This is a genomic window from Citrobacter gillenii (genome assembly GCF_013337685.1).
GTDB classification, from domain to species: Bacteria; Pseudomonadota; Gammaproteobacteria; order Enterobacterales; family Enterobacteriaceae; genus Citrobacter; species Citrobacter gillenii.
Genome location: NZ_SUQN01000009.1, coordinates 47,178 through 70,517, shown reverse-complemented (window position 1 = coordinate 70,517; position 23,340 = coordinate 47,178). Strand labels below are relative to the sequence as shown.

The following is a 23,340-nucleotide window of genomic DNA, read 5'->3' as shown; positions in this document are numbered from 1 at the left end:
AAGAGAGAGCGCCAGTATAGAGACCCTCCCCCAAGGACTGAAATGAATTAAACTCATTGCAGGCATAGTCTTAAGGAATAATCATGGATATCAGAACGCTGCGATATTTTGTTGAGGTGGTTCGCCAGCAGAGCTTTACCCGCGCGGCAGAGAAGCTGTTTGTCACCCAGCCGACCATCAGCAAAATGTTGAAGAACCTTGAAGACGAGCTGAACTGCACGCTGCTAATCCGCGACGGGCGGCGATTGTTGTTGACCGATACCGGACGTATCGTCTTTGAACGCGGCCTGGCAATCCTCGCCGAATTCCGCCAGCTTGAGGCAGAACTGAGCGATATTAACCATCTGAATAAGGGGATCCTGCGACTCGGTATCCCCCCGATGGTCGGCATGTTAATGGCCGGCCCCATCAGCCTGTTTCGCCAGCGTTATCCCGGCGTTGAGCTGAAAATATCAGAATTTGGTGGCTTAACCGTCCAGCAGGCAGTGATGAACGGCGATCTGGATGTGGCGATGACGGCGCTACCGGTCGAAGAAGAGAGCGGTCTGGCGACCTTGCCGCTTTTCAGCCATCCGCTTTGCGTGCTGGTGCCGCGCTCCGGCCAGTGGACAACCTGTGATTCTATTTCCCCCGAGGCGCTGGCCGAGCACCCGCTGCTAATCTACAACGAAGATTTCGCCCTAAGCCGTCAGTTGCTGGAGTTGTTTAGCCAGCACCACGTCAAGCCACGCATTGCGGTACGCAGCGGACAGTGGGATTTCCTCGCTGCGATGGTACAAGCCGGAGTTGGGATCGCCATTTTACCAGAACCCATTTGCCAAAAACTGGATAAGCAGACGCTACGCTGGATCCCGCTGGAAAGCCATTTACGCTGGCAGTTGGGCATGATCTGGCGCGAAGGCGTGTATCTGTCGCACAGCGCACAGGCGTGGCTAAAATGCTGCGAAGGGTTTTGGTTAACGCAGGAGACGTAAGTTGCCGGATGGCGGCGTAATCGCCTTATCCGGCCTACAATTGCGTTCCGTAGGCCTGATAAGCGTAGCGCTATCAGGCACGTTCACCAGCACGGAGGTCCGTTATCTCACCTGCCCAGTTCTCCGGATACAACCCCAATTTAACATCACGATGAAACGTTGAAAAAGGCCATGACTTCACCTGCTGCGCCCAACCATGTTTCACAGGATTAATATAAATGTAATCCACATGCTGGCAATAATCGCGCTCATCACGAATGGTATGTTCCCAAAAGCGAGGTTGCCAGATATGCCTGACGGATAACGATCGGGTGAAATGCTTTTTAATTTCCCGCCAGCGGGACGAAAAATCAGCGTCATTTTCAGGCAGCGTCCAGATGCAATGCATATGCTCAGGTAAGACGACCCACGCATTGATATGGAAAGGTTTAACCTTGTTTACCTCGGAAATAGCACTGCGAAGATGATAGATTTTTGATGTTAAAAGATGGCTTCTGCGGTCTTGTAGATTCACCGTAAAAAACCATGTCCCACCGTTGATGTAGTGACGCCGATAATCAGACATGTTTCCCCCTTTTCTTAACCGTATGGAGAAAAGAGGGAATCGACAAGACAAACAGATCAGTTCAGGAAAGCGGCTCGCAAATTCCGTAATGATAGATTTGCCGGATGCGGCGTAAACGCCTTATCCGGCCTACAGGCAATTATGCCCATTTCGTAGGCCTGATAAGCGCAGCACCATCAGGCACAACCTTTGCCGGATGCGGCGTGACCGCCTTATCCGGCCTACAATTGCGTTCCGTAGGCCTGATAAGCGTAGCGCCATCAGGCGCTACCGTTTATTGATTCTCTATCAGCAGTGCTTCCAGCAAATCCAGATCGTGCAGCAGTTTCTGCAGCGTTTCATTGCTGATTTCACGGGTGGCGCGCAGATGATACAGCTCTGCACGCTCCGAGCGCAGCGCCGCCAGACGGAAACGCCGTTCGAGGTTTTCTTCCTGCATCGAGCTTTCCACGTCGTTTCGCCCATCAGCACGACGGCGCAGGTTACCAATCACCCGCGAGCTCACCTCGGTCAGCAGCTGATTATCAATATTCTCTTCGCTATCCGCAGCCAGACGCTCTTCCATTTTCTGGATGGCTACAATCGCCACTTCCGCCGTCGCGGCACGGGCAATGCGGATCTCTTTTTGCTGCTGCGAGTGATCCGCCACTTCAAGATGCTGCAGCAGGATCGGCAGCATCACCACGCCAACAAACAGTGAAAACAGAATCACACCGGCTGCAAGGAAGATCAGCTCATAACGTGCAGGGAAGCCGCTGCCGTCAGGCAACAATAGCGGAATAGAAAGGACACCAGCCAGCGTGATAGCCCCACGCACACCCGCAAAGGATGCGATCAGGATTTCGCGCGTGGTCCACGAGCCAAACTCCATCGGCTTCTTCTTCAGAAAGCGCATGCTGAAGTTTTTCATGGTCCACAGCCAGCCAAAACGCACCAGCATCAGTGCCGCATAGATCAGCACGATATCGGTAAACAGCATCCACATTTCGACATTCGGATCGGCGTCTGCCGCCGCCAGCGAAGACTCCAGAATACCCGGTAACTGCAGCCCTAACAGCAGGAAGACCATGCCGTTAAACACGAACTCGAGCATGGCCCAGGTACTGTTTGCACGTAAGCGCATCGCCAGCGGAGCACGGCGCATGACACCTGAACGGGTAATCGTCATCCCGGCCGCCACCGCCGCGAGGATCCCGGAAACACCGATATGTTCCGCAATCAGATAAGAGGCAAACGGCAGCAGGAACAACAGGACGATTTGCGTGGCTGGCTCATCGCCACCCCAGCGGCTGAGAAAACGCAGGGAGCGACCGTACAGCCAGCTGACAACAAACCCAGCCAGGATACCGCCAATTGCCACCTTGAAGAATTCAACCGTCGCGCCGCCGACGGTAAACACCATCGTGCCCATCGCCACCGCGACAGCAAACTTGAGTGAAACCAGGCCGGAGGCGTCGTTCATTAACGCTTCGCCCTGCAGGATGCCCATGATTTTCTTCGGGATGCGGCCTTCACCGACAATGCCAGAAAGTGCCACGGCGTCAGTTGGCGACAGCACGGCGGCCAGCGCAAAAGCCGGGATCAGCGGAATGCCCGGCACCAGCCAGTAAATCATAAAGCCTATTCCGACCACCGTGACCAGCACGAGCGCCAGCGCAAGGCCGAAAATCTCTCGCCCATGCTCGAGAAACTCACGCGTTGGCGTCTTCCAGCCATCGGCAAACAGCAGCGGCGGGATAAACAGAACCAAAAACAGTTCAGGGTCGAACTCCACATGCAAACCAAACGTCGGCCACGCCAGCAAGGCGCCGATGGCGATCTGCATAAGGGGTAAAGGGAGTTGGAAGGGCAATACGCGAGTCACTACCCCCGACAGCGAGACCACAAGGGTCATGATGAGTATGGTAAAAAAGATTTCCATGCGTTCCCTGTTTGCGATGTTTCTTATGATATGCGACGAGAGGCGTCGTGCCTCAATTCTATCTTCCTCAGAGTAACGCAAAAGACAACGGGATGTGTTCCGAAAATAAAAACGGGCGGCAAAAGCCACCCGTTTTCAGGATCATCATGATGTGAGAATCAGATTGCCCAGCCGCCGGCATAGAAGGCCACCAGCGCGATAGAAATGACTACGGTACCGATGTTCAGTTTACGCCATTCACCGGAAACAATGCGTCCAATCACCAGCGTAGCAAAGCCGATCATAATGCCGGTAACGATGTTACAGGTCAGCACGATGAACACAGCAGTCACCAGACCCGCCATCGCATCCACAAAGTCTGCGAAGTCAATTTTCGCTACGTTGCTCAGCATCAGCAGGCCGACATACATCAGCGCCGGTGCGGTCGCGTAGGCAGGAACCAGATAAGAGAGCGGAGAGAGGAACAGGATCAACAGGAACAGCACGCCGACGGTGATCGCGGTCAGACCGGTTTTACCACCCGCCGCCGTACCCGCTGCGGACTCAATATACACTGCCGCAGGAGCCGCCCCCACCAGACCAGAGAACACGCTGCTCAGGGAGTCGGTGGTTAACGCTTTACCGCCATCAATAATCTGTCCGTCTTTATCCAGCAGATTCGCCTGCCCCGCCACGGCACGGATAGTCCCGGTCGCATCGAAGACGGCGGTCATCACCAGCGCCAATACGCTCGGCAGGACGATCGGGTTCAACGCCCCCATAATGTCCAGGCTGCCGATCAGGGAATTCCCTTCCGCATCGCTCAAAGAAGGCATGGCAAAAATACCGGAAAAATGCACGGTAGGGTCGAAAATCAGGCCAACAACAGAAATACCGATGATGGTCAGCAGGATGCCGCCCGGTACTTTCAGTTTTTCAAGGCCGATAATGACCGCCAGGCCAATCAGCGACATGATCACCGGGAAGGTATCGAAATCGCCCAGAGCAACCGGCAGGCCGTCCAGTGGGTTCTTAATCACCAGCCCAACGCCGTTTGCCGCAATCAGCAGCAGGAACAGGCCGATACCAATCCCCGTGCCGTGCGCAACGCCCTGCGGCAGGTTGCGCAGGATCCAGCTACGAATACCGGTCGCAGAAATAATGGTAAACAGGACGCCCATCAGGAACACCGCACCCAGCGCCACTGGCACGCTAATATGCTGCCCCAGCACCAGGCTAAATGCGGTAAACGCCGTCAGCGAGATAGCGCAACCAATCGCCAGCGGCAGGTTTGCCCACAGGCCCATTACAATAGAACCCACGCCTGCTACCAGGCAGGTCGCTACGAAAACTGCAGCCGGTGGGAACCCGGCTTTACCCAACATCCCCGGAACCACAATGACGGAGTAGACCATTGCCAGGAACGTCGTTAATCCGGCAACGACTTCCTGACGAACGGTACTGCCGCGGTGCGAAATTTTAAACCAGGCGTCGAGTGAGCCGCCGGTACGCGCTGAAGGCGTAGACATAGAAAACATCCCCTGAGAGTTTATTTTTCGTCAATATGCGTGATGGACAATCCACTGCCTGCTAAACGTTTTCTCCATGTGCCAGGTTTGCGCCAAAAGGGGTGTCGCAAAAAAGCAAACGTTTAGCTTCACGCATAAAAAACGGGTGGTAAAAAAAAGCAAACGATTATCCTGCGATCATACGGCGGTTTTCAACAGAACTTTGCCGCTTTTTATGCATTTCTTCTTATAGCGCACAAGAAATAGCCAACCGATGCGCAAACGTTATCGTTAATGCGCAATCTGGCAACAAATTTCGCTGGGTTATTGCAACATGCGCTACTATTTCAGGCGAAAAGTCGCACAGGAAAACAGGTGAAGATGCAGGAAAAATTTCGGCTAAAAAACCGCCAATTGACTGGCAATTGTCCTGGGGTGGCTTACAATTACTTTATCAACACAGACCGGAACCTCCACTACGTGCTCGACTGAGGGGTGTTGATGTCGGGGGAAACCCTCCCGTGAACCAGCGGGATAGAGTGAAAGACAAAGACCGGAACCAAACTAAAGCGCCCAGTTGTGGCGCTTTAGTTTTATACCCATCACCGGTTTCAAACTCATCAATCATCTTCCAGCAATCGCGCCCCAGTCCCCTGCTCACCAAGCTGATCGCCTGGGTTACGCAACGGACAATCACTGCGTGACAAACAGCCGCAGCCAATACAGCCGTCCAGCTCATCGCGTAGTGCCACCAGAGTATGAATGCGTCGGTCAAGCTCTTCGCGCCATTGTGAAGAAAGCTGCCTCCACTCCTTCGCACTGAGCGAGTGGCCTTCGGGTAATACACCCAACGCATCACCAATTGTTGCCAGCGGAATACCAATCCGTTGAGCAATCTTGATGATGGCCACATAACGCAGCACATCTCGTTTGTATCGACGCTGATTACCGCTATTGCGCATGCTGCTGATTAACCCTTTGCTTTCATAGAAATGCAGGGTCGATACTGCCACGCCGCTACGCTTTGCCACTTCACCAGGGGTGAGCAGCGCTTTAATCCGGGGTAATTTCTTTTCCATAAATCGCTTTACCTCAAGTTAACTTGAGGAATTATACTCGCCGACAGACAAAACGACGAATCGAATACTGAGAAAGAGGCTGCCATATGTCCCATCAGCAAATTATTCAGACACTTATTGAATGGATTGATGAACATATCGACCAACCGCTGAATATCGAAGCGGTCGCGAAAAAATCAGGTTATTCAAAGTGGTATTTACAGCGAATGTTCCGTACGGTGATGCGCCAGACGTTAGGCGACTATATTCGTCAGCGTCGACTGCTGCTGGCCGCCGTTGAGCTACGCAATACTGAGCGACCTATTTTTGATATTGCGATGGATCTCGGCTATGTATCGCAACAAACATTCTCACGTGTGTTCCGCCGCGAGTTTGATCGAACCCCCAGCGACTATCGCCATCGTTTGTAGAATTATTGCCCGCCCTGCGTCAGTATGGCGGGCGAGCGCTTAACCCAGTGCATGAACTCCTGCGGCGGCAATGCTTTCGCAAAGTACCATCCCTGACAAAACTGTACGCCGCGCTCCAGCAGCCAGCTGATTTGATCCGCTGTTTCGACCCCTTCTGCAATTGTCTTCAGGTGTAAACTTTGCGCCATTTCGATGATATGTTCGGCAATCATGTGGCTGGTACTGTTGGTGGTCAGCGTACTGATAAACGATTTATCGATCTTCAGAATATCCACATTCAACGAAGACAGATTGTGCAGATTGGAATACCCAGTCCCAAAATCATCAAACGCGACTTCATAACCCGCCTGACGAAATGCCTGAATAACCGGGGTCATCTTCTGCAAATCAATAAATCCGCGCTCGGTGACTTCAACCTTGATTTGCTGCGAACGTACAGAGTAGTCGCGTGATTTTTCAGCAATCAGCGCGATCAGCCGGGATGAATGAAAGTCGGAGGCAGAGAGATTTATTGAGATGTAAAGCTGAGGGTGTGCTGACAGAAAATAGCCCAAATCGTTGAACACTTCTTCGACCACATAATCCGTTATCTTCTCAATCATCCCTTCCTTTTCCGCCAGCGGAATGAATTCTGTCGGACTCATGACCTCACCTTTGCAACCGGGCCAGCGCAACAGCGCCTCGGCCCCAACGCATTGACCATTTTTGATATCAATGATCGGCTGGTAATGCAGGCAAAGCTGGCGTTTTTTGAGCGCGCGTTTTAACAGACGGCGAGGAGAATAGTATTGTTGGCGCGTACGCCACCACATCAGTAGGATCAGGATGCTACAGATCACGCCGAAAGGGAGCGTTAGTACAGCTTCATGATAGAAATTCTGATCAACGCGATCGTCCGTGGTCGACACAATAACCGCAATGGGCCGCTTTTCTGAATGCACGATGGTATAGAAACGATCGTCTTGCTGGAATGTCGGGGCATCGCCGCGTACCAGCGGCAGTAATTGCGCAACGTTTGACCCTTCACTGGCAGAGAAAAAGCTATCCGTTACCGTATCATAGACACCCCAGGCAAGGTCCGGATCATCAGACATGACCTCGCTGTAGGATAAAGGATTGATAACGACAACGTAGTTTCCTCTTTGCATATACGTCATTCTGTAGCCAGAAAAAAACGGCGTATCGCGATAGTAATAAATGGAGATGTCCGGCGTCCGCTTATAGTCAGCGGTGGGCATAATATATGAGGCTGGCGGCACCATCGACGTTGAGCACAAAAAATGATCGCCCTGCGCATAAATGAGATCGCTGATATATAAACGCCCACGAATAATATTCAGCATACTTTTTTGATGCGCCGGGGTACACATCTCCCCTTGATACAGTTGTGCCATATCACGCGCGAGATCGGCTTGCTGGATCACCAGCTCCGTTTTATTGAGGGCCAGCTGCGCAAAAGTGCGGAGTTGATTGCGGGTTTCGGACGTCGCCCTGACATGAGCAAACCATAACGCCAGTACCACGGGGAGCAATACCACCGTGAGTGTTCCAAGGAACCTCAGCGTCTTACGTCGCGCACTGTGAGTCATGTCAGCCCTATTTCCCTGTATCGTATATGCCAGTACCCATCAAGGCAGGATGCTATAAACGCCGGCTAGTTAAGTTGTATGAATCTATCAACATTCGCAACCGCCGTCTCTATGTAAAAGTCTGATAATAGCGGATGATGATATTCTTTTTCCGTAAGGCAAACTTAAAGTTAAGCTTATTTGAAAATAGCACACTGTAAAAGTCGTAATGTTTTATACGCGTTATACGGGCTTCGCATAAAAAATACATAAATTTTTTTAAAGATTAATTTAGGATAAAGATAACAAGCAGCGTAAATACACCTTCTATTACGAATGATGCATTCTCTCACCACATCCTATAACCACAATTTAATAAAGGCTATTAAACAATAAAAAGAGCGTCCCGCACTGGTGAACAAACGAACAGATGTGATATAGTTCACAAAAATCATGTAACAGAAACAGTGTTTCATTGATGTGCATGCCCGCCGATAGCCAGAGTGCCACACCTGTTGTGAACAACCCCGTGCTGTCCTGGGCATCAAGACTTTTTGAGGACGTTTTTCATGGCAACAATAACAACTGGCGTAGTTCTTCTGCGGTGGCAACTGCTGAGCGCAGTGCTGATGTTTTTAGCCAGCACGCTCAATATCCGTTTTCGTAAATCAGATTATATTGGCCTGGCCGTTATCAGCAGCGGTTTAGGGCTGGTTTTCGCTTGCTGGTTTGCAACCGGATTGCTCGGCATCACCCTGATGGACGTGTCCGCTATCTGGAATAACATCCAGTCTGTGATGGTAGAAGTGATGAGCCATACGCCGCCAGAGTGGCCGATGGTATTAAACTGATCAAAAGAAAGCGTCCGACTGAACTAAAATTTCAATCGGACGCTTATTTTTAGGTTAAGTGAACCCATTCAAAGCTATGAACTACCACTCCATACGGAAACCCGCGTTAACCTGCCAGTTCATATCAATGTCACCTCCCGCCGATCTTTCCAGATCAACATACAACCGGGAGTTATTGTTCTGAGTGAGATGGATATTGGTACCTATACCATAGTTGATCCAGGAGTCACTTCCCCCTTCGCTCACTTTCAGTGCGGCATCTTTACCCCAAACGGTGACATCACGATCGCCAGCAAACTCATGCAGCAAATCCAGCTTCACGTAAATATCGCTATCCGGGCGCGATTCAAACCGATAACCTCCGCGCAATCCGACACGGCCAATAACGCTGTCTATATCGTTTTGACGGACTTTCAACCCACTACTGGTGGTGTAACTGGCCTCATCCAGATAGGTATACACGAGCTGACCTTGCGGTTCGATAAACGTAGAGTTTCCTAAGCTAAACTCGCGACCGTATTCTGCGCTGGCACTGATTGACCATGTGCTGCTATCTGCAAAGCCAGAGTTGCCGTATGTGTTCCTGTAATTGAAGTCACTTTCATGGCGGCTATATTTCAACACCAGATCCAGGTAATCTTGTTTCTCTGGGCGATTCCATGCAGCATAAAGTGAACCACCGTAGTTCTTGTTATCGCCAGTACCATAAGTGAAGTCGGCATTGCCTCTCATGTAATGCGCGGCAATCCCTCGCGTCCAGACAGACGATTCGCCTTCGTCTTTGTTGTCATAACCGAGTTGCCAGAAGCTATACAGGTTTTTGAAGTAGCTCCCAGTATCACTCTCTATTTCACCACCTTTATAGCGTATCCACAGACCATTTTGCTGCTGATCCTGGCGGAGTTCGCCTAAACGCTTATTCAGGCTGTCGATTTCAAGACGGGCGGTCGCCATTGCGTAGTTCAGCCCAGCATTGGCGATCACGGTGTTACTACCTGCGCTGGCTTTCGTCGAAACACCCGTGATATACCAGTTGGTACCGTACTGGCTTTGCGGATCGCCTTCACGGATATCAGAACGCAGCAGTGGTTTATAGTCATACACATACTCGTTCGTAATATCGACTTTATCGTACGCTTCGAATGTCACATTACTTGCCGCATCGGCAACCCAGATATCTTCCTTCAAATCAGTGAGCTTGTTGATATTCAACGCTTCAATCGCATGTGTACCGCCGGTACTACTTTTAACAACTTCAATGAAGTCGCTGCCGTTACGTCGCTGCTCATCCGTTTTATTGGTATTGACATCAATCAGGAAAATACCGTTGTTCCCTTTCAAATCATGAATTTTAACGGTTTCGTTGATACTCTGATTGGTGTGCAGGTTAAAACCATGCAGGTTTACCGTACCGCCGTCTTTCAGGGTGATGGCACTGATTTCCGCATCTTTACCATCGGGGATCCAGTGGGCGTTATTCGCCAGCGTAAGGTTGAGATCGCCGCTCCATTTCCCGGTTGTTGCATCAAAGAAGTTTGCTTCATGCCCATGCCAGTATGAATCTGCCCCATTAAGCGTAATATTCATCTGGCTTGTATTAGAATAAAGCTTATCACCGAAGTCGAGGTTACCTAATAGATTAACCTTGTTGCCTCCAGCCTGATTAATATTAACGACACCACCGTCTTTAGCACTGACCGCATCACTTTTTGATGAGCCTTCCGGGTAACCGCTATTGTTCTCCAGGAGTTCTTTAAAGTTACTGGCATAGGTATTAATGTAAACATCGCCACCGTTTGCCGTAATGGTTGAACCCGCGCCCCGCGCATAAATTCCGTTATTGGCCAGCGTTGCATCTTCGCCCTGTTTGGTGTGCTCAACTTCAGAACGAATGTACACATTGCCGTTCACAGACACATCCGCACCACCGCCTACATATAATGCAGTATTGTTGTGTGTATACTTATTGCCAATTAGGAAATTATTTTTAAGACTAAAATTGTCGACAGTCACTTTGGTGTCACTGCCTTCTGCAGACAACCCAAAGAAGGCTAACCCGGCACGATGCTCCTGCTCCGTGGTCCCGCTAATATTGACGTTGTAATTACCAATATGATACTCACCGCCCTGATCACTCGTGATGTTGCCAATCTTGACCTCAAGACCGTTACCTTCGCCTCGCACAGGATTATCAATTTTAACCGTAAAATCGTAGTTGTTGTCGCCGGCAATCGTATCTTTGATGCTGATACCAGGGAGCTCGGGGTCCTTACCGATATAGTTCAGTGTATAATCTTTAGCGAATGCTGCCCCAGAATATAGCGCATTACTAATGCTCACCGACAAGGCTAAAGGCAATATTACCTTAGCGTTATTCTTCCATTGATACATATATAGACTCCGAAGTACAAAAGAATATAGAAATATCAAGACGACTATCAAATCCTCATTAATAAAAAGAGATCGGAGAGCAATACACTTGTATCAATGATGAATTGACAATCTCAGAGCATTATTTAATGCGGTACATCACGCTGTCAATATTTTTTGAATCATGAAACAAATAACTTCGCAATAGTTTATTTAAATTTGATTACTATCAATGTTATTAATTGCATATATTAAAATAGTAATTATAAACAATGATTATATTTCGTTTTTTCCTTGCAAAATATTCGAATATTATATGTGAGAAGATCGTCAAATACAAAAAAGCCCCATTTTAAATGGGGCTTTTCATTCATTACGGTAATAATCGTTAAATCACGATCAGAACGGAATGTCGTCGTCAAAGTCGATTGGCGGTTCGTTAGACGGCGCTGCCGGAGCGGACTGCTGCGGACGAGACTGTGCACCGCCGCTGAACTGGTTGCCACCCTGCGGCTGCTGAGGCTGACCCCAACCACCCTGTTGACCGCCACCTGCATTACCGCCCGCCGGTGCACCGCCGCCCTGACGACCACCCAGCATTTGCATGGTGCCGCCGACGTTCACAACAACTTCAGTCGTGTACTTCTCGACACCTGACTGATCGGTCCATTTGCGGGTACGCAGCTGACCTTCAATGTAGACCTGAGAACCTTTGCGCAGATATTCGCTGGCGACTTCCGCCAGTTTGCCAAACAGCACAACACGGTGCCATTCAGTCTGCTCTTTCATCTCGCCGGTCGCTTTATCACGCCAGGATTCGGAAGTAGCCAGCGTAATGTTGGCAACTGCACCACCATTCGGCATATAGCGTACTTCCGGGTCCTGGCCCAGATTACCGACGAGAATCACCTTGTTTACGCCTCTGCTGGCCATGATCGTGTCTCCTGAAAAACGTTTCTTAATAAGTGTAAGCGCGGGATTGTAGCATTTCCAATAGCGCTTTTACTACGTTGAGAGGTGGATTCCAGTAAACAACCTCAGCCAGACATTGTTACACAGACACCTGCGTTTTGCATTCCAATACTGTATATCCATTCAGGTCAGGTTGTGTCATAATTAACCGTTTGTGATCGCCGGTAGCACCATGCAGCCAGGCAAAAAAGCGTTTAATCCGGGAAAGATGAATGGATAAGATCGAAGTTCGGGGCGCCCGCACCCATAATCTCAAAAACATCAACCTCGTCATCCCGCGCGACAAGCTGATTGTCGTCACCGGGCTTTCGGGCTCAGGCAAATCCTCGCTGGCTTTCGACACCTTGTATGCCGAAGGGCAGCGTCGTTACGTTGAATCGCTTTCCGCGTATGCGCGTCAGTTCCTGTCGCTGATGGAAAAACCGGATGTCGACCACATTGAGGGGCTGTCGCCAGCCATCTCAATTGAACAAAAATCGACATCCCATAACCCGCGATCCACGGTAGGTACCATTACCGAAATTCACGACTACCTGCGCCTGCTGTTTGCCCGCGTCGGTGAGCCGCGCTGTCCGGATCACGACGTACCGCTGGCAGCGCAGACCGTTAGCCAGATGGTGGACAACGTGCTGTCACAACCGGAAGGCAAGCGCCTGATGCTGCTGGCACCGATCATCAAAGAGCGCAAAGGCGAACACACGAAAACGCTGGAGAATCTGGCAAGCCAGGGTTATATCCGCGCCCGTATTGACGGTGAAGTGTGTGACCTGTCCGATCCACCAAAGCTGGAGCTGCAAAAGAAACATACCATTGAAGTGGTCATCGACCGCTTTAAAGTCCGTGACGACCTGTCACAGCGTCTGGCGGAGTCTTTTGAAACCGCGCTGGATCTCTCCGGTGGCACGGCGGTGGTTGCCGATATGGACAACCCGAAAGCGGAGGAGCTGCTCTTCTCCGCCAACTTTGCCTGCCCGATTTGCGGCTACAGCATGCGCGAGCTGGAACCCCGCTTGTTCTCGTTCAATAACCCGGCGGGCGCATGTCCTACCTGCGACGGTCTCGGCGTGCAGCAGTATTTCGACCCTGACCGCGTGATCCAAAACCCAGAGCTGTCGCTGGCTGGCGGCGCGATCCGTGGCTGGGATCGCCGTAACTTCTATTACTTCCAGATGCTTAAGTCACTGGCAGAGCATTATAAGTTCGACATAGAAGCCCCATGGGCCAGCCTGAACCCAACGGTTCACAAAGTGGTGCTGTACGGTTCCGGCAAAGAGAATATCGAATTCAAATATATGAACGACCGCGGTGATACTTCCGTACGTCGTCACCCGTTTGAAGGTGTGCTGCACAATATGGAGCGCCGTTATAAAGAGACGGAATCCAGCGCGGTACGCGAAGAATTATCTAAGTTCATCAGCAACCGACCGTGCGCCAGCTGTGAAGGCACGCGCCTGCGTCGTGAAGCGCGCCACGTGTTTGTTGAGAACACACCGCTGCCTACTATTTCTGACATGAGCATCGGTCATGCGATGGATTTCTTCAACAATCTCAAACTTGCCGGTCAACGGGCGAAGATTGCGGAGAAAATCCTTAAAGAGATTGGCGACCGCCTCAAGTTCCTGGTTAACGTCGGTCTGAACTACCTGACGCTGTCGCGTTCGGCCGAAACGCTCTCCGGCGGCGAAGCCCAGCGTATCCGTCTGGCAAGCCAGATCGGTGCGGGCTTGGTCGGCGTAATGTACGTGCTGGATGAACCGTCCATCGGTCTACACCAGCGCGATAACGAACGCCTGCTGGGTACGCTTATCCATCTGCGCAATCTGGGTAATACCGTGATTGTGGTTGAGCACGATGAAGATGCGATTCGCGCCGCTGACCATGTGATCGATATCGGTCCAGGCGCGGGCGTCCACGGTGGACAGGTGGTGGCGGAGGGTACGCTCAATGACATTATGGCAGTGCCTGAGTCACTGACCGGCCAGTATATGAGCGGCAAGCGCAAGATTGAAGTGCCGAAACAACGCGTGCCCGCTAACCCGGAAAAAGTGCTGAAGCTCACCGGTGCGCGCGGCAACAACCTGAAAGATGTCACCCTGACGCTGCCGGTTGGCCTGTTTACCTGTATTACCGGCGTATCCGGTTCCGGTAAATCAACGCTGATAAACGACACGCTGTTCCCGATTGCTCAGACCCAGCTCAACGGCGCTACGCTGGCTGAACCTGCACCTTATCGCGACATTCAGGGGCTGGAGCATTTCGATAAAGTTATCGACATCGACCAGAGCCCCATTGGTCGTACGCCACGTTCCAACCCGGCAACCTATACCGGCGTATTTACACCCGTCCGCGAACTGTTTGCTGGCGTGCCGGAATCACGCGCGCGCGGCTACACGCCAGGGCGCTTCAGCTTTAACGTGCGCGGTGGACGTTGTGAAGCCTGTCAGGGCGACGGCGTAATCAAAGTTGAGATGCACTTCCTGCCGGATATCTACGTGCCGTGTGACCAGTGCAAAGGCAAGCGCTATAACCGCGAAACGTTGGAGATCAAGTACAAGGGCAAGACTATCCACGAAGTGCTGGATATGACCATTGAAGAGGCACGTGAGTTCTTTGATGCCGTCCCGGCGCTGGCGCGTAAACTGCAAACGCTGATGGACGTTGGCTTGACTTATATTCGCCTTGGGCAGTCCGCAACAACCCTTTCTGGCGGCGAGGCCCAGCGCGTGAAGCTGGCGCGTGAGTTATCAAAACGCGGTACAGGACAAACGCTGTACATCCTCGATGAGCCGACTACCGGTCTGCACTTTGCGGATATTCAGCAGTTGCTGGACGTGCTGCACCAGCTCAGGGATCAGGGCAACACCATCGTGGTCATTGAGCATAATCTGGACGTGATTAAAACGGCCGACTGGATTGTCGATCTCGGTCCGGAAGGGGGTAGCGGCGGCGGAGAAATCCTGGTTGCCGGTACGCCGGAAACGGTCGCAGAGTGTGAAGCCTCACACACCGCCCGCTTCCTCAAACCACTGCTGTAGTTACTCATGCCCGATGGCGCAAGCTATCGGGCCTACAGGATAGACGTATTGGGTTGTAGGCCAGATAAGGCGCTTACGCCGCATCCGGCAAAAAGGCTCAGAACTGCGCCAACATCCTGCGTTTATCTTCCGGCAGCGTCTTGATAGCCTGTTGATAAGAGGCGTCCACCAAATAGTAAATTTGTGAATCTGGCAGCGAACCATCCAGGTACACCGTGCTCCAGTGCGCCTTATTAAGATGCCGGCTTGGCCGGACATCGCTATGCTGCTGGCGCAATAACTCGGCCAGTTCAGGGCTGGTTTTCAGCGACACAGCAGGGCGTTCTTCCACCTCTTTTACCATCGCAAAAAGCACATCTTCGACTTTAATTTGCGTGGCTTTCCAGTCGCTGTGCACGCTCTGTTCGGCACCTGTTTTCGCCATGCAGTATTGCAGCAACTCCGAGTTCGTCATCTTTATTCCCCTTACCAGCAGCTCGCCTAATGAGAACATCTTTTACTCAGTGTGCAGCAACTCTGCCAAAGGTAAAAGCCAGCAACGCAAATTTGTTTAAAAAATCACCAATAAAGAACCTGTACCCTCAGTATTCTGAGTTTACAATCACCTCTTCGCCATATGCCCCGGCCTGCGGCAGTGGTTTATAGGTGGAGTTGGAGGCGCGCAAAATGCGAATACCGCGAATACCTACGTCGCGCGCGGCGGTGATGTCATTGTCGGAATCGCCGTAGAACATGCGGATGTTTTTATCCTGTAACCACTGCGTTTTGGTGTTCTGCCCGGCTTTATCACCGGCAAAGATAACCGGATTCATATTAGCGGATGGAATGTGGAAGTTATCGGACAGTGTTTTAGACACGGTTTCGGTTTTTGTCGGGCTACGTCCCGTGACAAAGAAGATGCTGTCACCGCGACGAACATGCATATCAATCAACTGACGCGCGACTTCTTTTGGAATACTAAATTCATCCCAGCCATTGTTCATTTTTTCCCAGAACGCCGGATTCTTCAGGTAATCCTCACTCTCCGGGGACCAGGTTTTTTTGCCACGCCAGAAACCCGGGCTGGAAAAAAGAACGGTATCATCAATATCGAATCCGACGGCCATTGGCGGGCGTCCGGTCAGGCTGTTTTCAATCTGAGCAACAGAGACCCAGTGAACCGGAGACTGCTCAGCGAGTTTTGCAACGTTGGTGCCTGGATTAAGCTGCGAGGGGGAAGAAACTAAAGCCTGGGCGGAATGGTTTAACGTGAACAATAAGCAAACGGCACTAAGTGCCAACGTAATCTTGCGCATATTTTTCCCTAAGTAGTCAGCTAGTTATCATTTTTTTATTAACAACTGGTCAAAAAACTATCTGACCTTACCCCCTGGGGAAGGTGAAAGGAAGGGGTTTCTCTCGTTTTGTTACAGAAAAAGAGGATGATCACACAGAAAAAGCGTGCCTGATGGCGCGACGCTTATCAGGCCTACAAACGAAAAATCCAATACTTTGTAGGCCGGATAAGGCGTTTACGCCGCCATCCGGCAACACTGTGCGAGAAATGACAAATCCGGTTACATGACAGCAGCAAACGCTTTTGCCACACGCTGGACGTTACCGTGATTCAACCCGGCGACGCACATGCGGCCGCTGGCGATCAGGTAAACCCCGAATTCATCACGCAGGCGATCGACCTGGGCGGCGCTCAACCCGGTATAGCTGAACATACCGCGCTGTTGCAGAAGGTAGTCAAAGTTACGGCCCGGTATCTCGGCATGGAGAACATTGACCAATTCCTGACGCATCGCCAGGATGCGGGTACGCATCGCTTCTACTTCCGCCAGCCAGTTGGCTTTAAGCGCGTCATCGCCCAGCACGGCGGCAACCACCTGCGCACCAAAGTTAGGTGGGCTGGAGTAGTTACGACGCACCGTGGCTTTTAACTGCCCCAACACGCGACCCGCAGTCTCAGCGTCTTCGCACACCACGGAAAGGCCGCCGACACGCTCACCGTATAAAGAGAAAATTTTAGAGAACGAGTTGCTGACCAGGGCAGGCAATCCAGCGCTGGCAATGGCGCGGATCGCATAGGCGTCGTCTTCCATTCCCGCGCCAAATCCCTGATAGGCAATATCAAGGAAAGGGATTAGATCGCGCGCTTGCAGAATCTCGATAACCGCATCCCACTGCGCGGGCGTCAAGTCCGCACCGGTCGGGTTATGGCAGCACGGATGCAACAGTACAATGCTGCGAGCCGGTAAGGTGTTCAAGGTTGCCAGCAGGTCGTTGACGCGCACGCCGTTAGTCGTGTTGTCATACCAGGGGTAAGTACTTACTTCGAATCCAGCCCCTTCAAAAATCGCGATGTGGTTTTCCCATGTCGGATCGCTGACCCAGACGCCAGAATCAGGGAAGTAACGCTTCAGAAAATCCGCACCTACTTTTAGCGCACCAGATCCTCCCAGCGTCTGAATCGTCGCCACGCGCTGCTGCTGAAGAACCGGGTGTTCTGCACCAAACAGTAGTGGCGCAATGGTGTGGCGATAGCTGTTCAGGCCTTCCATCGGTAAATACAGCGACGCACCCTGCGGCTGAGCATTGAGCCGGGCTTCCGCTTCGCTTACGGCGTTAAGCTGAGGGATTATCCCGTCTTCGTTGTAATACAGACCGATGCTGAGATTCACTTTGTCACGACGTGAATCTTCCTTGAAGCGCTCCATGAGCGATAAAATCGGGTCGCCGGCGTAGGCGTCAACTTTTTGAAACACGTGGTGGTTCTCCAGGTTTACAGACAGGGGGTAAGAACACAATAAACCGGAAGCGGGAGAAGATCGAGAGGATGTTGAGAGGATTATTGCCGGATGGCGGCAGAACCGCTTTATCCGGCAGACAGCCAGATTCAGTCCACGTACTTCATCGCTACCCTTGATGTCAGGCGCGTGATAAGTTCGTAAGCACTTACTTTCGTTATTTCGGCAATACGTTCAACGGGCAGACCATCGCCCCACAGAATCACCGGATCGCCGGCTTTTTCCTGCGCTTCTGGCCCCAAATCAACGCAGATCATGTCCATTGCCACACGACCAACAATCGGCACTTCCCGACCATTGACCAGTACCGGCGTGCCGGACGGCGCTGCACGCGGATACCCGTCGCCATAGCCCATCGCCACCACGCCCAGGCGCGTGTCACGCGCGCTTTCCCACGTTCCACCATAGCCAACAGGTTCGCCCGCTTTGTGCTCGCGCACGGCGATCAGGCTGGAGGTGAGCGACATCACCGGCTGGCAGCCAAAATCAGTCCCGGCGGAATGATTCTCCAGCGGCGATACGCCATACAGAATTAGCCCCGGACGCGCCCAGTCGAAATGGGACTGCGGCCACAGCAGGATACCGCCAGATGCGGCAATAGAACGCTGTCCCGGCTTGCCTTCACAAAAACGATTGAAGATTTCGAGCTGCTTTTCCGTCGCGCCACATTCGGGTTCGTCTGCACGGGCAAAGTGGCTGACGATGTTGACCGGCTGACGCACGTTTTTACAGTGGGTCAAGCGTTGATAAAACGCCTCAGCCTGCTCAGGACGTACGCCCAGACGGTGCATCCCGGTGTCGAGCTTCATCCAGACGGTGACGGGTTCCGCCAGTTCAGCCGCTTCCAGCGCCGCAAGCTGCTCCTCATTGTGCACGGCAGTATGCAGCCGCTGTGCGGAGATGGTCGGCAGATCGGAGGCATCGAAAAAACCCTCCAATAGCAGGATGGGTTGCGTGATCCCACCCGCGCGCAGTCGCAGAGCTTCTTCAAGACGAGCGACACCAAAAGCGTCCGCATCAGGGAGCGTTCGCGCGGTCTCTAACAGACCATGGCCGTAAGCGTTCGCTTTCACCACCGCAACCAGTTTACTGGCAGGTGCCAGTTCACGCAGACGTTGCAGGTTGTGTCGCAGAGCGCGGCGGTTAATGACAACAGTTGCCGCTTGCATTTGTGTTCCTTAATAAATGGACGACGGAGCGTTACTCATCGTCATACTGTGGTCCGGCATAATTATCGAAGCGTGACCACTGGCCGTTAAACGTCAGGCGCACCGTACCGATTGGGCCGTTACGTTGCTTACCAATAATAATTTCCGCGATGCCTTTTAAGTCGCTGTTTTCGTGATAAACCTCGTCACGATAAATAAACATGATTAAGTCGGCATCCTGCTCGATAGACCCCGATTCACGGAGGTCCGAGTTGACCGGACGCTTGTCGGCGCGTTGTTCCAGAGAGCGGTTAAGCTGCGACAGCGCCACCACCGGCACATGCAGTTCTTTTGCTAATGATTTCAGCGAGCGCGAAATTTCAGCAATTTCCAGCGTACGGTTGTCGGAGAGCGACGGCACCCGCATCAGCTGCAGGTAGTCGATCATAATCAGTCCGATACCGCCGTGTTCACGGGCGATACGGCGTGCGCGCGAACGCACTTCCGTGGGCGTCAGGCCGGAGGAGTCATCAATGTAGATGTTTCGTTTCTCCAGTAAGATCCCCATGGTGCCGGAAATTCGCGCCCAGTCTTCGTCATCCAACTGACCGGTACGGATTTTAGTCTGGTCTACGCGCGACAGCGATGCCAGACAACGCATCATGATCTGTTCGGAGGGCATTTCAAGACTGAAGATAAGTACCGGCTTATCCTGCAACATCGCCGCATTTTCGACGAGGTTCATTGCAAACGTCGTTTTACCCATCGACGGACGCGCGGCGACGATAATCAGGTCCGACGGCTGTAGACCGGCAGTCTTTTTGTTGAGGTCGTCGTAGCCGGTATTCACCCCGGTGACACCGTCATGCGGCTGCTGGAACAGCTGTTCGATGCGCGCGACGGTGGCGTCGAGCACCTCGGTAATATTTTTCGGGCCTTCGTCTTTATTGGCGCGGCTTTCGGCAATTTTAAAAACGCGGGATTCCGCGAGATCCAGCAAATCTTCACTGGAACGCCCTTGCGGATCAAATCCGGCCTCCGCGATTTCATGAGCTACCGAAATCATGTCGCGCACGACGGCGCGTTCGCGGACGATATCCGCATAGGCGCTTATGTTCGCCGCACTTGGCGTATTTTTAGATAACTCAGCCAGATAGGCGAAACCGCCGACGCTGTCGAGTTGCCCCTGCACTTCCAGCGACTCGGCCAGGGTTATCAGATCGATGGGTTTGCCCATCTCCTGCAAACGATGCATTTCGGTGAAGATATGCCGGTGCGGTCGGGTGTAAAAATCCTCCGCGACGACACGCTCGGCAACATCGTCCCAGCGTTCGTTATCCAGCATTAAACCGCCCAACACCGACTGTTCCGCTTCAATCGAGTGCGGCGGTACTTTCAGCCCGGCGACCTGCAGATCGCGGTCACGAGCATCAGTCTGTTGTTTGTTGAAGGGTTTATTTCCTGCCATAGTGAATGGAGTTACCGAGATAATGATTGGGTCGAAAGATTACCACATTTCTGGAGGAAGCATGGCAACACGTATTGAATTTCACAAGCACGGCGGCCCTGACGTACTGAAGGCTGTGGACTTTACGCCCGTTGATCCGACCGAGCATGAAATCCAGGTCGAAAACAAAGCGATTGGCATCAATTATATCGATACCTACATCCGCAGCGGACTGTATCCGCCCCCTTCTCTGCCCAGCGGACTCGGCACCGAAGCGGCCGGAGTGGTCAGCAAAGTCGGTAGCAAAGTAACCCACATCAGCGTTGGCGATCGCGTGGTCTACGCCCAGTCAATGCTCGGCGCCTACAGTTCCGTACATAATGTCCCCGCCGATAAAGCCGCCATTTTACCGGATGCCATCTCGTTTGAGCAGGCTGCCGCGTCCTACCTGAAAGGGTTAACCGTTTTCTATCTGTTGCGTAAAACCTATGAAATCCAGCCTGACGAGCCGTTTCTGTTCCATGCCGCCGCAGGCGGCGTTGGTCTGATTGCCTGCCAGTGGGCAAAAGCATTGGGGGCGAAGCTAATTGGTACCGTCGGCACTGCGCAAAAGGCGCAAATTGCATTACAGGCCGGCGCATGGCAGGTGATTAACTATCGCGAAGAGAGCATTGTCGAGCGGGTTAAAGAAATTACGGGCGGTAAAAAAGTCCGGGTAGTTTATGACTCGGTGGGTAAAGACACCTGGGAAGCCTCGCTGGACTGCCTGCAACGCCGGGGATTGATGGTGAGTTTTGGTAATTCTTCCGGGCCGGTGACCGGCGTTAACTTAGGTATTCTGAACCAGAAAGGCTCGCTGTACGCTACACGCCCTTCTCTGCAAGGTTACATCACCAACCGAAATGAATTGACCGAAGCCAGTAATGAGCTATTTTCACTGATTGCCAGCGGCGTGATTAAAGTCGATATCGCGCAAGGTCAGACGTTTGCGTTAAAAGATGCCCAGCGGGCGCATGAAGTACTCGAAAGCCGGGCCACGCAGGGGTCGAGTTTGCTGATCCCGTGAAACTTCTCCATTAAATAATTCAAGCAGCCAACACGCCTGCGGTTTGAATTATAACGGGGAAGAAAAGAATTAGGGCTTCCCGTAGGAAGCCCTTTCTTTTTTTAGTTCGGCTGTATGTAGGGTACAGCTCGATGAATTCGTTAACCGCGCAATAGTGACAGATTTAATAATCAATTCCTATTTGGTTCTAAAGGCAATGTTGCAGGTTGTGATGTACCGCTCAATACCTTAGTAAAACCGACGGTTATTGCGCTGATAGTGCGGGACTTTTGGCGCTTTTATGGCCTTGATAATCCACACCACGGCGACAGCCAATAACAGCCATGGCAGCAGTTTAATCATCAGCGCAAACATCCCGCCGAGGAACATCACGGCGGTCGCCACCATCAGCGCGGCCAGAATCCCCAGCAGCGACACGCCGGTGACCATCAGCATGACAAAAAAGCCAATAACAAAAAGTAGTTCCAGCATGATGCTCTCCCATAATGAATTTCTGCTTAAACCATTACAAAAATCATGCCAGAATTAATTGATTGATTTATAAAGAAAACGCCCCGCGTCAGTGCGCAGGGCGTGGTGAAATTGACTAACTTTTGGTGAACAATTAACGTTTGTCTGCTACCAGCTTCAACGCATGTTCCAGCACGTTGATATCCGCACCGGCTTTGTGCGCATTTTCGCTCAGGTAACGACGCCACTGACGCGCGCCCGGAATGCCCTGGAACAGCCCCAGCATATGGCGGGTAATATGTCCCAGATACGTTCCCTGGCTCAGTTCCCGTTCAATATACGGGTACATGGCGCGCACCACGGCAACAGGGTCCACGTCAGCACCCGTTGAACCGAAAATTTCGCGATCCACGGATGCCAGAATACCGGGGTTCTGATAGGCTTCACGTCCCACCATCACGCCATCCATATGTTCAAGGTGCGCTTTCGCTTCTTCCAGCGATTTAATGCCGCCGTTGATCGACATGGTCAACTGCGGGAAATCACGCTTCAGCTGGTACACGCGGGCGTAATCCAGCGGTGGGATTTCACGGTTTTCTTTCGGGCTCAGCCCGGACAACCAGGCCTTGCGCGCATGAATGATAAACATCTCACATTCTCCTTTGCCGGAGACCGTGTTGATGAAATCACACAGAAATTCGTAGCTGTCCTGGTCATCAATGCCAATACGGGTTTTGACCGTCACCGGAATTGACACCACATCGCGCATCGCCTTGATGCAGTCGGCAACCAGCTGCGCATTGCCCATCAGGCAGGCACCAAACATCCCGTTTTGTACGCGATCAGAAGGACAGCCCACGTTGAGGTTTATCTCGTCATAGCCCCGCGCTTCCGCCAGCTTCGCACACTGAGCCAACGCGGCCGGGTCGCTACCACCAAGCTGTAAGGCTATCGGATGCTCTTCGTCGCTATACGCCAGATAGTCGCCTTTACCATGAATGATTGCCCCGGTGGTTACCATCTCCGTATAGAGCAGCGTCTGGCTGGACAGTAAGCGCAAAAAGTAGCGGCAGTGTCTGTCCGTCCAGTCGAGCATCGGCGCGATAGAAAAACGATGTGCAGGGAAAGCGGTGGACTGAGATTCAGGCAGCATGGCGAATAATTAAGCATCCGGTTAAAAAAGGGGCGCCACTATAGCATAGACC

Annotated in this window: 19 protein-coding genes and 1 pseudogene; 5 read left to right on the top strand and 15 right to left on the bottom strand. The window is 52.1% G+C overall.

Annotated elements, in window-relative coordinates:
• Positions 1–83 precede the first annotated feature (83 nt).
• On the top strand, positions 84–974 hold the full coding sequence (locus FCH32_RS20480) for a LysR family transcriptional regulator (protein WP_096758697.1): 891 nt from the start codon (positions 84–86) through the stop codon (positions 972–974).
• 73 nt (positions 975–1,047) lie between these two features.
• On the opposite strand, the gene FCH32_RS20475 is transcribed toward FCH32_RS20480, so the two are convergent.
• From FCH32_RS20475 to soxR, 5 genes and pseudogenes are all read right to left on the bottom strand, one after another.
• On the bottom strand, positions 1,048–1,539 hold the full coding sequence (locus FCH32_RS20475) for an REP-associated tyrosine transposase (protein WP_146718038.1): 492 nt from the start codon (positions 1,537–1,539) through the stop codon (positions 1,048–1,050).
• Between the two features lie 56 nt (positions 1,540–1,595).
• Positions 1,596–1,729: pseudogene (locus tag FCH32_RS23510) on the bottom strand (hypothetical protein); the annotation flags it as partial.
• An 84-nt stretch (positions 1,730–1,813) separates the two neighbouring features.
• Positions 1,814–3,460, bottom strand: coding sequence for a Na+/H+ antiporter (locus tag FCH32_RS20470; protein WP_096758699.1), 1,647 nt, complete (start codon positions 3,458–3,460; stop codon positions 1,814–1,816).
• A gap of 158 nt (positions 3,461–3,618) precedes the next feature.
• Positions 3,619–4,968, bottom strand: a complete 1,350-nt coding sequence (gene ghxP, locus FCH32_RS20465; RefSeq protein ID WP_096758700.1) for a guanine/hypoxanthine transporter GhxP — start codon at positions 4,966–4,968, stop codon at positions 3,619–3,621.
• A 599-nt stretch (positions 4,969–5,567) separates the two neighbouring features.
• The gene (gene soxR, locus FCH32_RS20460) at positions 5,568–6,026 is read right to left on the bottom strand and encodes a redox-sensitive transcriptional activator SoxR (RefSeq protein ID WP_096758701.1); all 459 of its coding nucleotides are present in this window, start codon (positions 6,024–6,026) and stop codon (positions 5,568–5,570) included.
• Between the two features lie 86 nt (positions 6,027–6,112).
• Between soxR and soxS the strand changes: the two genes are divergently transcribed.
• Positions 6,113–6,436: a superoxide response transcriptional regulator SoxS gene (soxS, locus tag FCH32_RS20455; protein WP_096758702.1), complete on the top strand. Its 324-nt coding sequence runs from the start codon at positions 6,113–6,115 to the stop codon at positions 6,434–6,436.
• Positions 6,437–6,438: 2 nt separating this feature from the next.
• Here soxS and FCH32_RS20450 read toward each other — a convergent pair whose 3' ends face one another.
• Positions 6,439–8,025, bottom strand: a complete 1,587-nt coding sequence (locus FCH32_RS20450) for an EAL domain-containing protein (protein ID WP_115259698.1) — start codon at positions 8,023–8,025, stop codon at positions 6,439–6,441.
• Positions 8,026–8,573: 548 nt separating this feature from the next.
• Between FCH32_RS20450 and FCH32_RS20445 the strand changes: the two genes are divergently transcribed.
• A complete protein-coding gene (locus FCH32_RS20445) occupies positions 8,574–8,855 on the top strand; it encodes a YjcB family protein (protein WP_096758704.1) in 282 nt (93 codons plus the stop codon).
• A gap of 81 nt (positions 8,856–8,936) precedes the next feature.
• Here the strand turns inward: FCH32_RS20445 and FCH32_RS20440 are convergent, their stop codons facing one another.
• Positions 8,937–11,246 carry an autotransporter outer membrane beta-barrel domain-containing protein gene (locus FCH32_RS20440; RefSeq protein WP_174361436.1) on the bottom strand — a complete coding sequence of 770 codons (2,310 nt, stop codon included), beginning with the start codon at positions 11,244–11,246 and terminating at the stop codon, positions 8,937–8,939.
• A gap of 378 nt (positions 11,247–11,624) precedes the next feature.
• Complete coding sequence (gene ssb1, locus FCH32_RS20435) at positions 11,625–12,158, bottom strand: single-stranded DNA-binding protein SSB1 (RefSeq protein ID WP_096758705.1); 534 nt, start codon at positions 12,156–12,158, stop codon at positions 11,625–11,627.
• 251 nt (positions 12,159–12,409) lie between these two features.
• Between ssb1 and uvrA the strand changes: the two genes are divergently transcribed.
• Positions 12,410–15,232 carry an excinuclease ABC subunit UvrA gene (gene uvrA / locus FCH32_RS20430; RefSeq protein WP_096758707.1) on the top strand — a complete coding sequence of 941 codons (2,823 nt, stop codon included), beginning with the start codon at positions 12,410–12,412 and terminating at the stop codon, positions 15,230–15,232.
• 97 nt (positions 15,233–15,329) lie between these two features.
• Here the strand turns inward: uvrA and FCH32_RS20425 are convergent, their stop codons facing one another.
• The 5 genes from FCH32_RS20425 to dnaB all read right to left on the bottom strand — a co-directional run bounded on the left by FCH32_RS20425 (position 15,330) and on the right by dnaB (position 20,640).
• Positions 15,330–15,686 carry an MmcQ/YjbR family DNA-binding protein gene (locus tag FCH32_RS20425; RefSeq protein ID WP_096758708.1) on the bottom strand — a complete coding sequence of 119 codons (357 nt, stop codon included), beginning with the start codon at positions 15,684–15,686 and terminating at the stop codon, positions 15,330–15,332.
• Between the two features lie 127 nt (positions 15,687–15,813).
• Positions 15,814–16,527, bottom strand: a complete 714-nt coding sequence (aphA, locus tag FCH32_RS20420; RefSeq protein WP_117343604.1) for an acid phosphatase AphA — start codon at positions 16,525–16,527, stop codon at positions 15,814–15,816.
• A 261-nt stretch (positions 16,528–16,788) separates the two neighbouring features.
• Positions 16,789–17,982, bottom strand: a complete 1,194-nt coding sequence (gene tyrB, locus FCH32_RS20415; protein WP_117343605.1) for an aromatic amino acid transaminase — start codon at positions 17,980–17,982, stop codon at positions 16,789–16,791.
• Between the two features lie 131 nt (positions 17,983–18,113).
• Positions 18,114–19,193 (bottom strand): alanine racemase, encoded by a 1,080-nt coding sequence (alr, locus tag FCH32_RS20410; RefSeq protein WP_117343606.1) that lies wholly within the window; start codon positions 19,191–19,193, stop codon positions 18,114–18,116.
• Positions 19,194–19,224: 31 nt separating this feature from the next.
• Positions 19,225–20,640 (bottom strand): replicative DNA helicase, encoded by a 1,416-nt coding sequence (gene dnaB / locus FCH32_RS20405; RefSeq protein ID WP_096758712.1) that lies wholly within the window; start codon positions 20,638–20,640, stop codon positions 19,225–19,227.
• Between the two features lie 61 nt (positions 20,641–20,701).
• On the opposite strand from dnaB, the gene FCH32_RS20400 reads away from it, so the two are divergent.
• Positions 20,702–21,685, top strand: a complete 984-nt coding sequence (locus FCH32_RS20400; RefSeq protein WP_174361435.1) for a quinone oxidoreductase — start codon at positions 20,702–20,704, stop codon at positions 21,683–21,685.
• 228 nt (positions 21,686–21,913) lie between these two features.
• Here the strand turns inward: FCH32_RS20400 and pspG are convergent, their stop codons facing one another.
• On the bottom strand, positions 21,914–22,156 hold the full coding sequence (gene pspG / locus FCH32_RS20395; RefSeq protein ID WP_174361434.1) for an envelope stress response protein PspG: 243 nt from the start codon (positions 22,154–22,156) through the stop codon (positions 21,914–21,916).
• Positions 22,157–22,289: 133 nt separating this feature from the next.
• Complete coding sequence (dusA, locus tag FCH32_RS20390) at positions 22,290–23,288, bottom strand: tRNA dihydrouridine(20/20a) synthase DusA (RefSeq protein WP_096758715.1); 999 nt, start codon at positions 23,286–23,288, stop codon at positions 22,290–22,292.
• Between the last annotated feature and the right edge of the window lie 52 nt (positions 23,289–23,340).

Bases quoted from the DNA above. Each gene is read 5' to 3' on its own strand.
- aphA (WP_117343604.1), bottom strand. From the start codon at position 16,527: ATGCGCAAGATTACGTTGGCACTTAGTGCCGTTTGCTTATTGTTCACG.
- FCH32_RS20480 (WP_096758697.1), top strand. From the start codon at position 84: ATGGATATCAGAACGCTGCGATATTTTGTTGAGGTGGTTCGCCAGCAG.
- FCH32_RS20440 (WP_174361436.1), bottom strand. From the start codon at position 11,246: ATGTATCAATGGAAGAATAACGCTAAGGTAATATTGCCTTTAGCCTTG.
- uvrA (WP_096758707.1), top strand. From the start codon at position 12,410: ATGGATAAGATCGAAGTTCGGGGCGCCCGCACCCATAATCTCAAAAAC.
- FCH32_RS20445 (WP_096758704.1), top strand. From the start codon at position 8,574: ATGGCAACAATAACAACTGGCGTAGTTCTTCTGCGGTGGCAACTGCTG.
- soxS (WP_096758702.1), top strand. From the start codon at position 6,113: ATGTCCCATCAGCAAATTATTCAGACACTTATTGAATGGATTGATGAA.
- dusA (WP_096758715.1), bottom strand. From the start codon at position 23,288: ATGCTGCCTGAATCTCAGTCCACCGCTTTCCCTGCACATCGTTTTTCT.
- FCH32_RS20475 (WP_146718038.1), bottom strand. From the start codon at position 1,539: ATGTCTGATTATCGGCGTCACTACATCAACGGTGGGACATGGTTTTTT.
- FCH32_RS20425 (WP_096758708.1), bottom strand. From the start codon at position 15,686: ATGACGAACTCGGAGTTGCTGCAATACTGCATGGCGAAAACAGGTGCC.
- ssb1 (WP_096758705.1), bottom strand. From the start codon at position 12,158: ATGGCCAGCAGAGGCGTAAACAAGGTGATTCTCGTCGGTAATCTGGGC.
- alr (WP_117343606.1), bottom strand. From the start codon at position 19,193: ATGCAAGCGGCAACTGTTGTCATTAACCGCCGCGCTCTGCGACACAAC.
- FCH32_RS20470 (WP_096758699.1), bottom strand. From the start codon at position 3,460: ATGGAAATCTTTTTTACCATACTCATCATGACCCTTGTGGTCTCGCTG.
- soxR (WP_096758701.1), bottom strand. From the start codon at position 6,026: ATGGAAAAGAAATTACCCCGGATTAAAGCGCTGCTCACCCCTGGTGAA.
- pspG (WP_174361434.1), bottom strand. From the start codon at position 22,156: ATGCTGGAACTACTTTTTGTTATTGGCTTTTTTGTCATGCTGATGGTC.
- dnaB (WP_096758712.1), bottom strand. From the start codon at position 20,640: ATGGCAGGAAATAAACCCTTCAACAAACAACAGACTGATGCTCGTGAC.
- ghxP (WP_096758700.1), bottom strand. From the start codon at position 4,968: ATGTCTACGCCTTCAGCGCGTACCGGCGGCTCACTCGACGCCTGGTTT.
- FCH32_RS20450 (WP_115259698.1), bottom strand. From the start codon at position 8,025: ATGACTCACAGTGCGCGACGTAAGACGCTGAGGTTCCTTGGAACACTC.
- FCH32_RS20400 (WP_174361435.1), top strand. From the start codon at position 20,702: ATGGCAACACGTATTGAATTTCACAAGCACGGCGGCCCTGACGTACTG.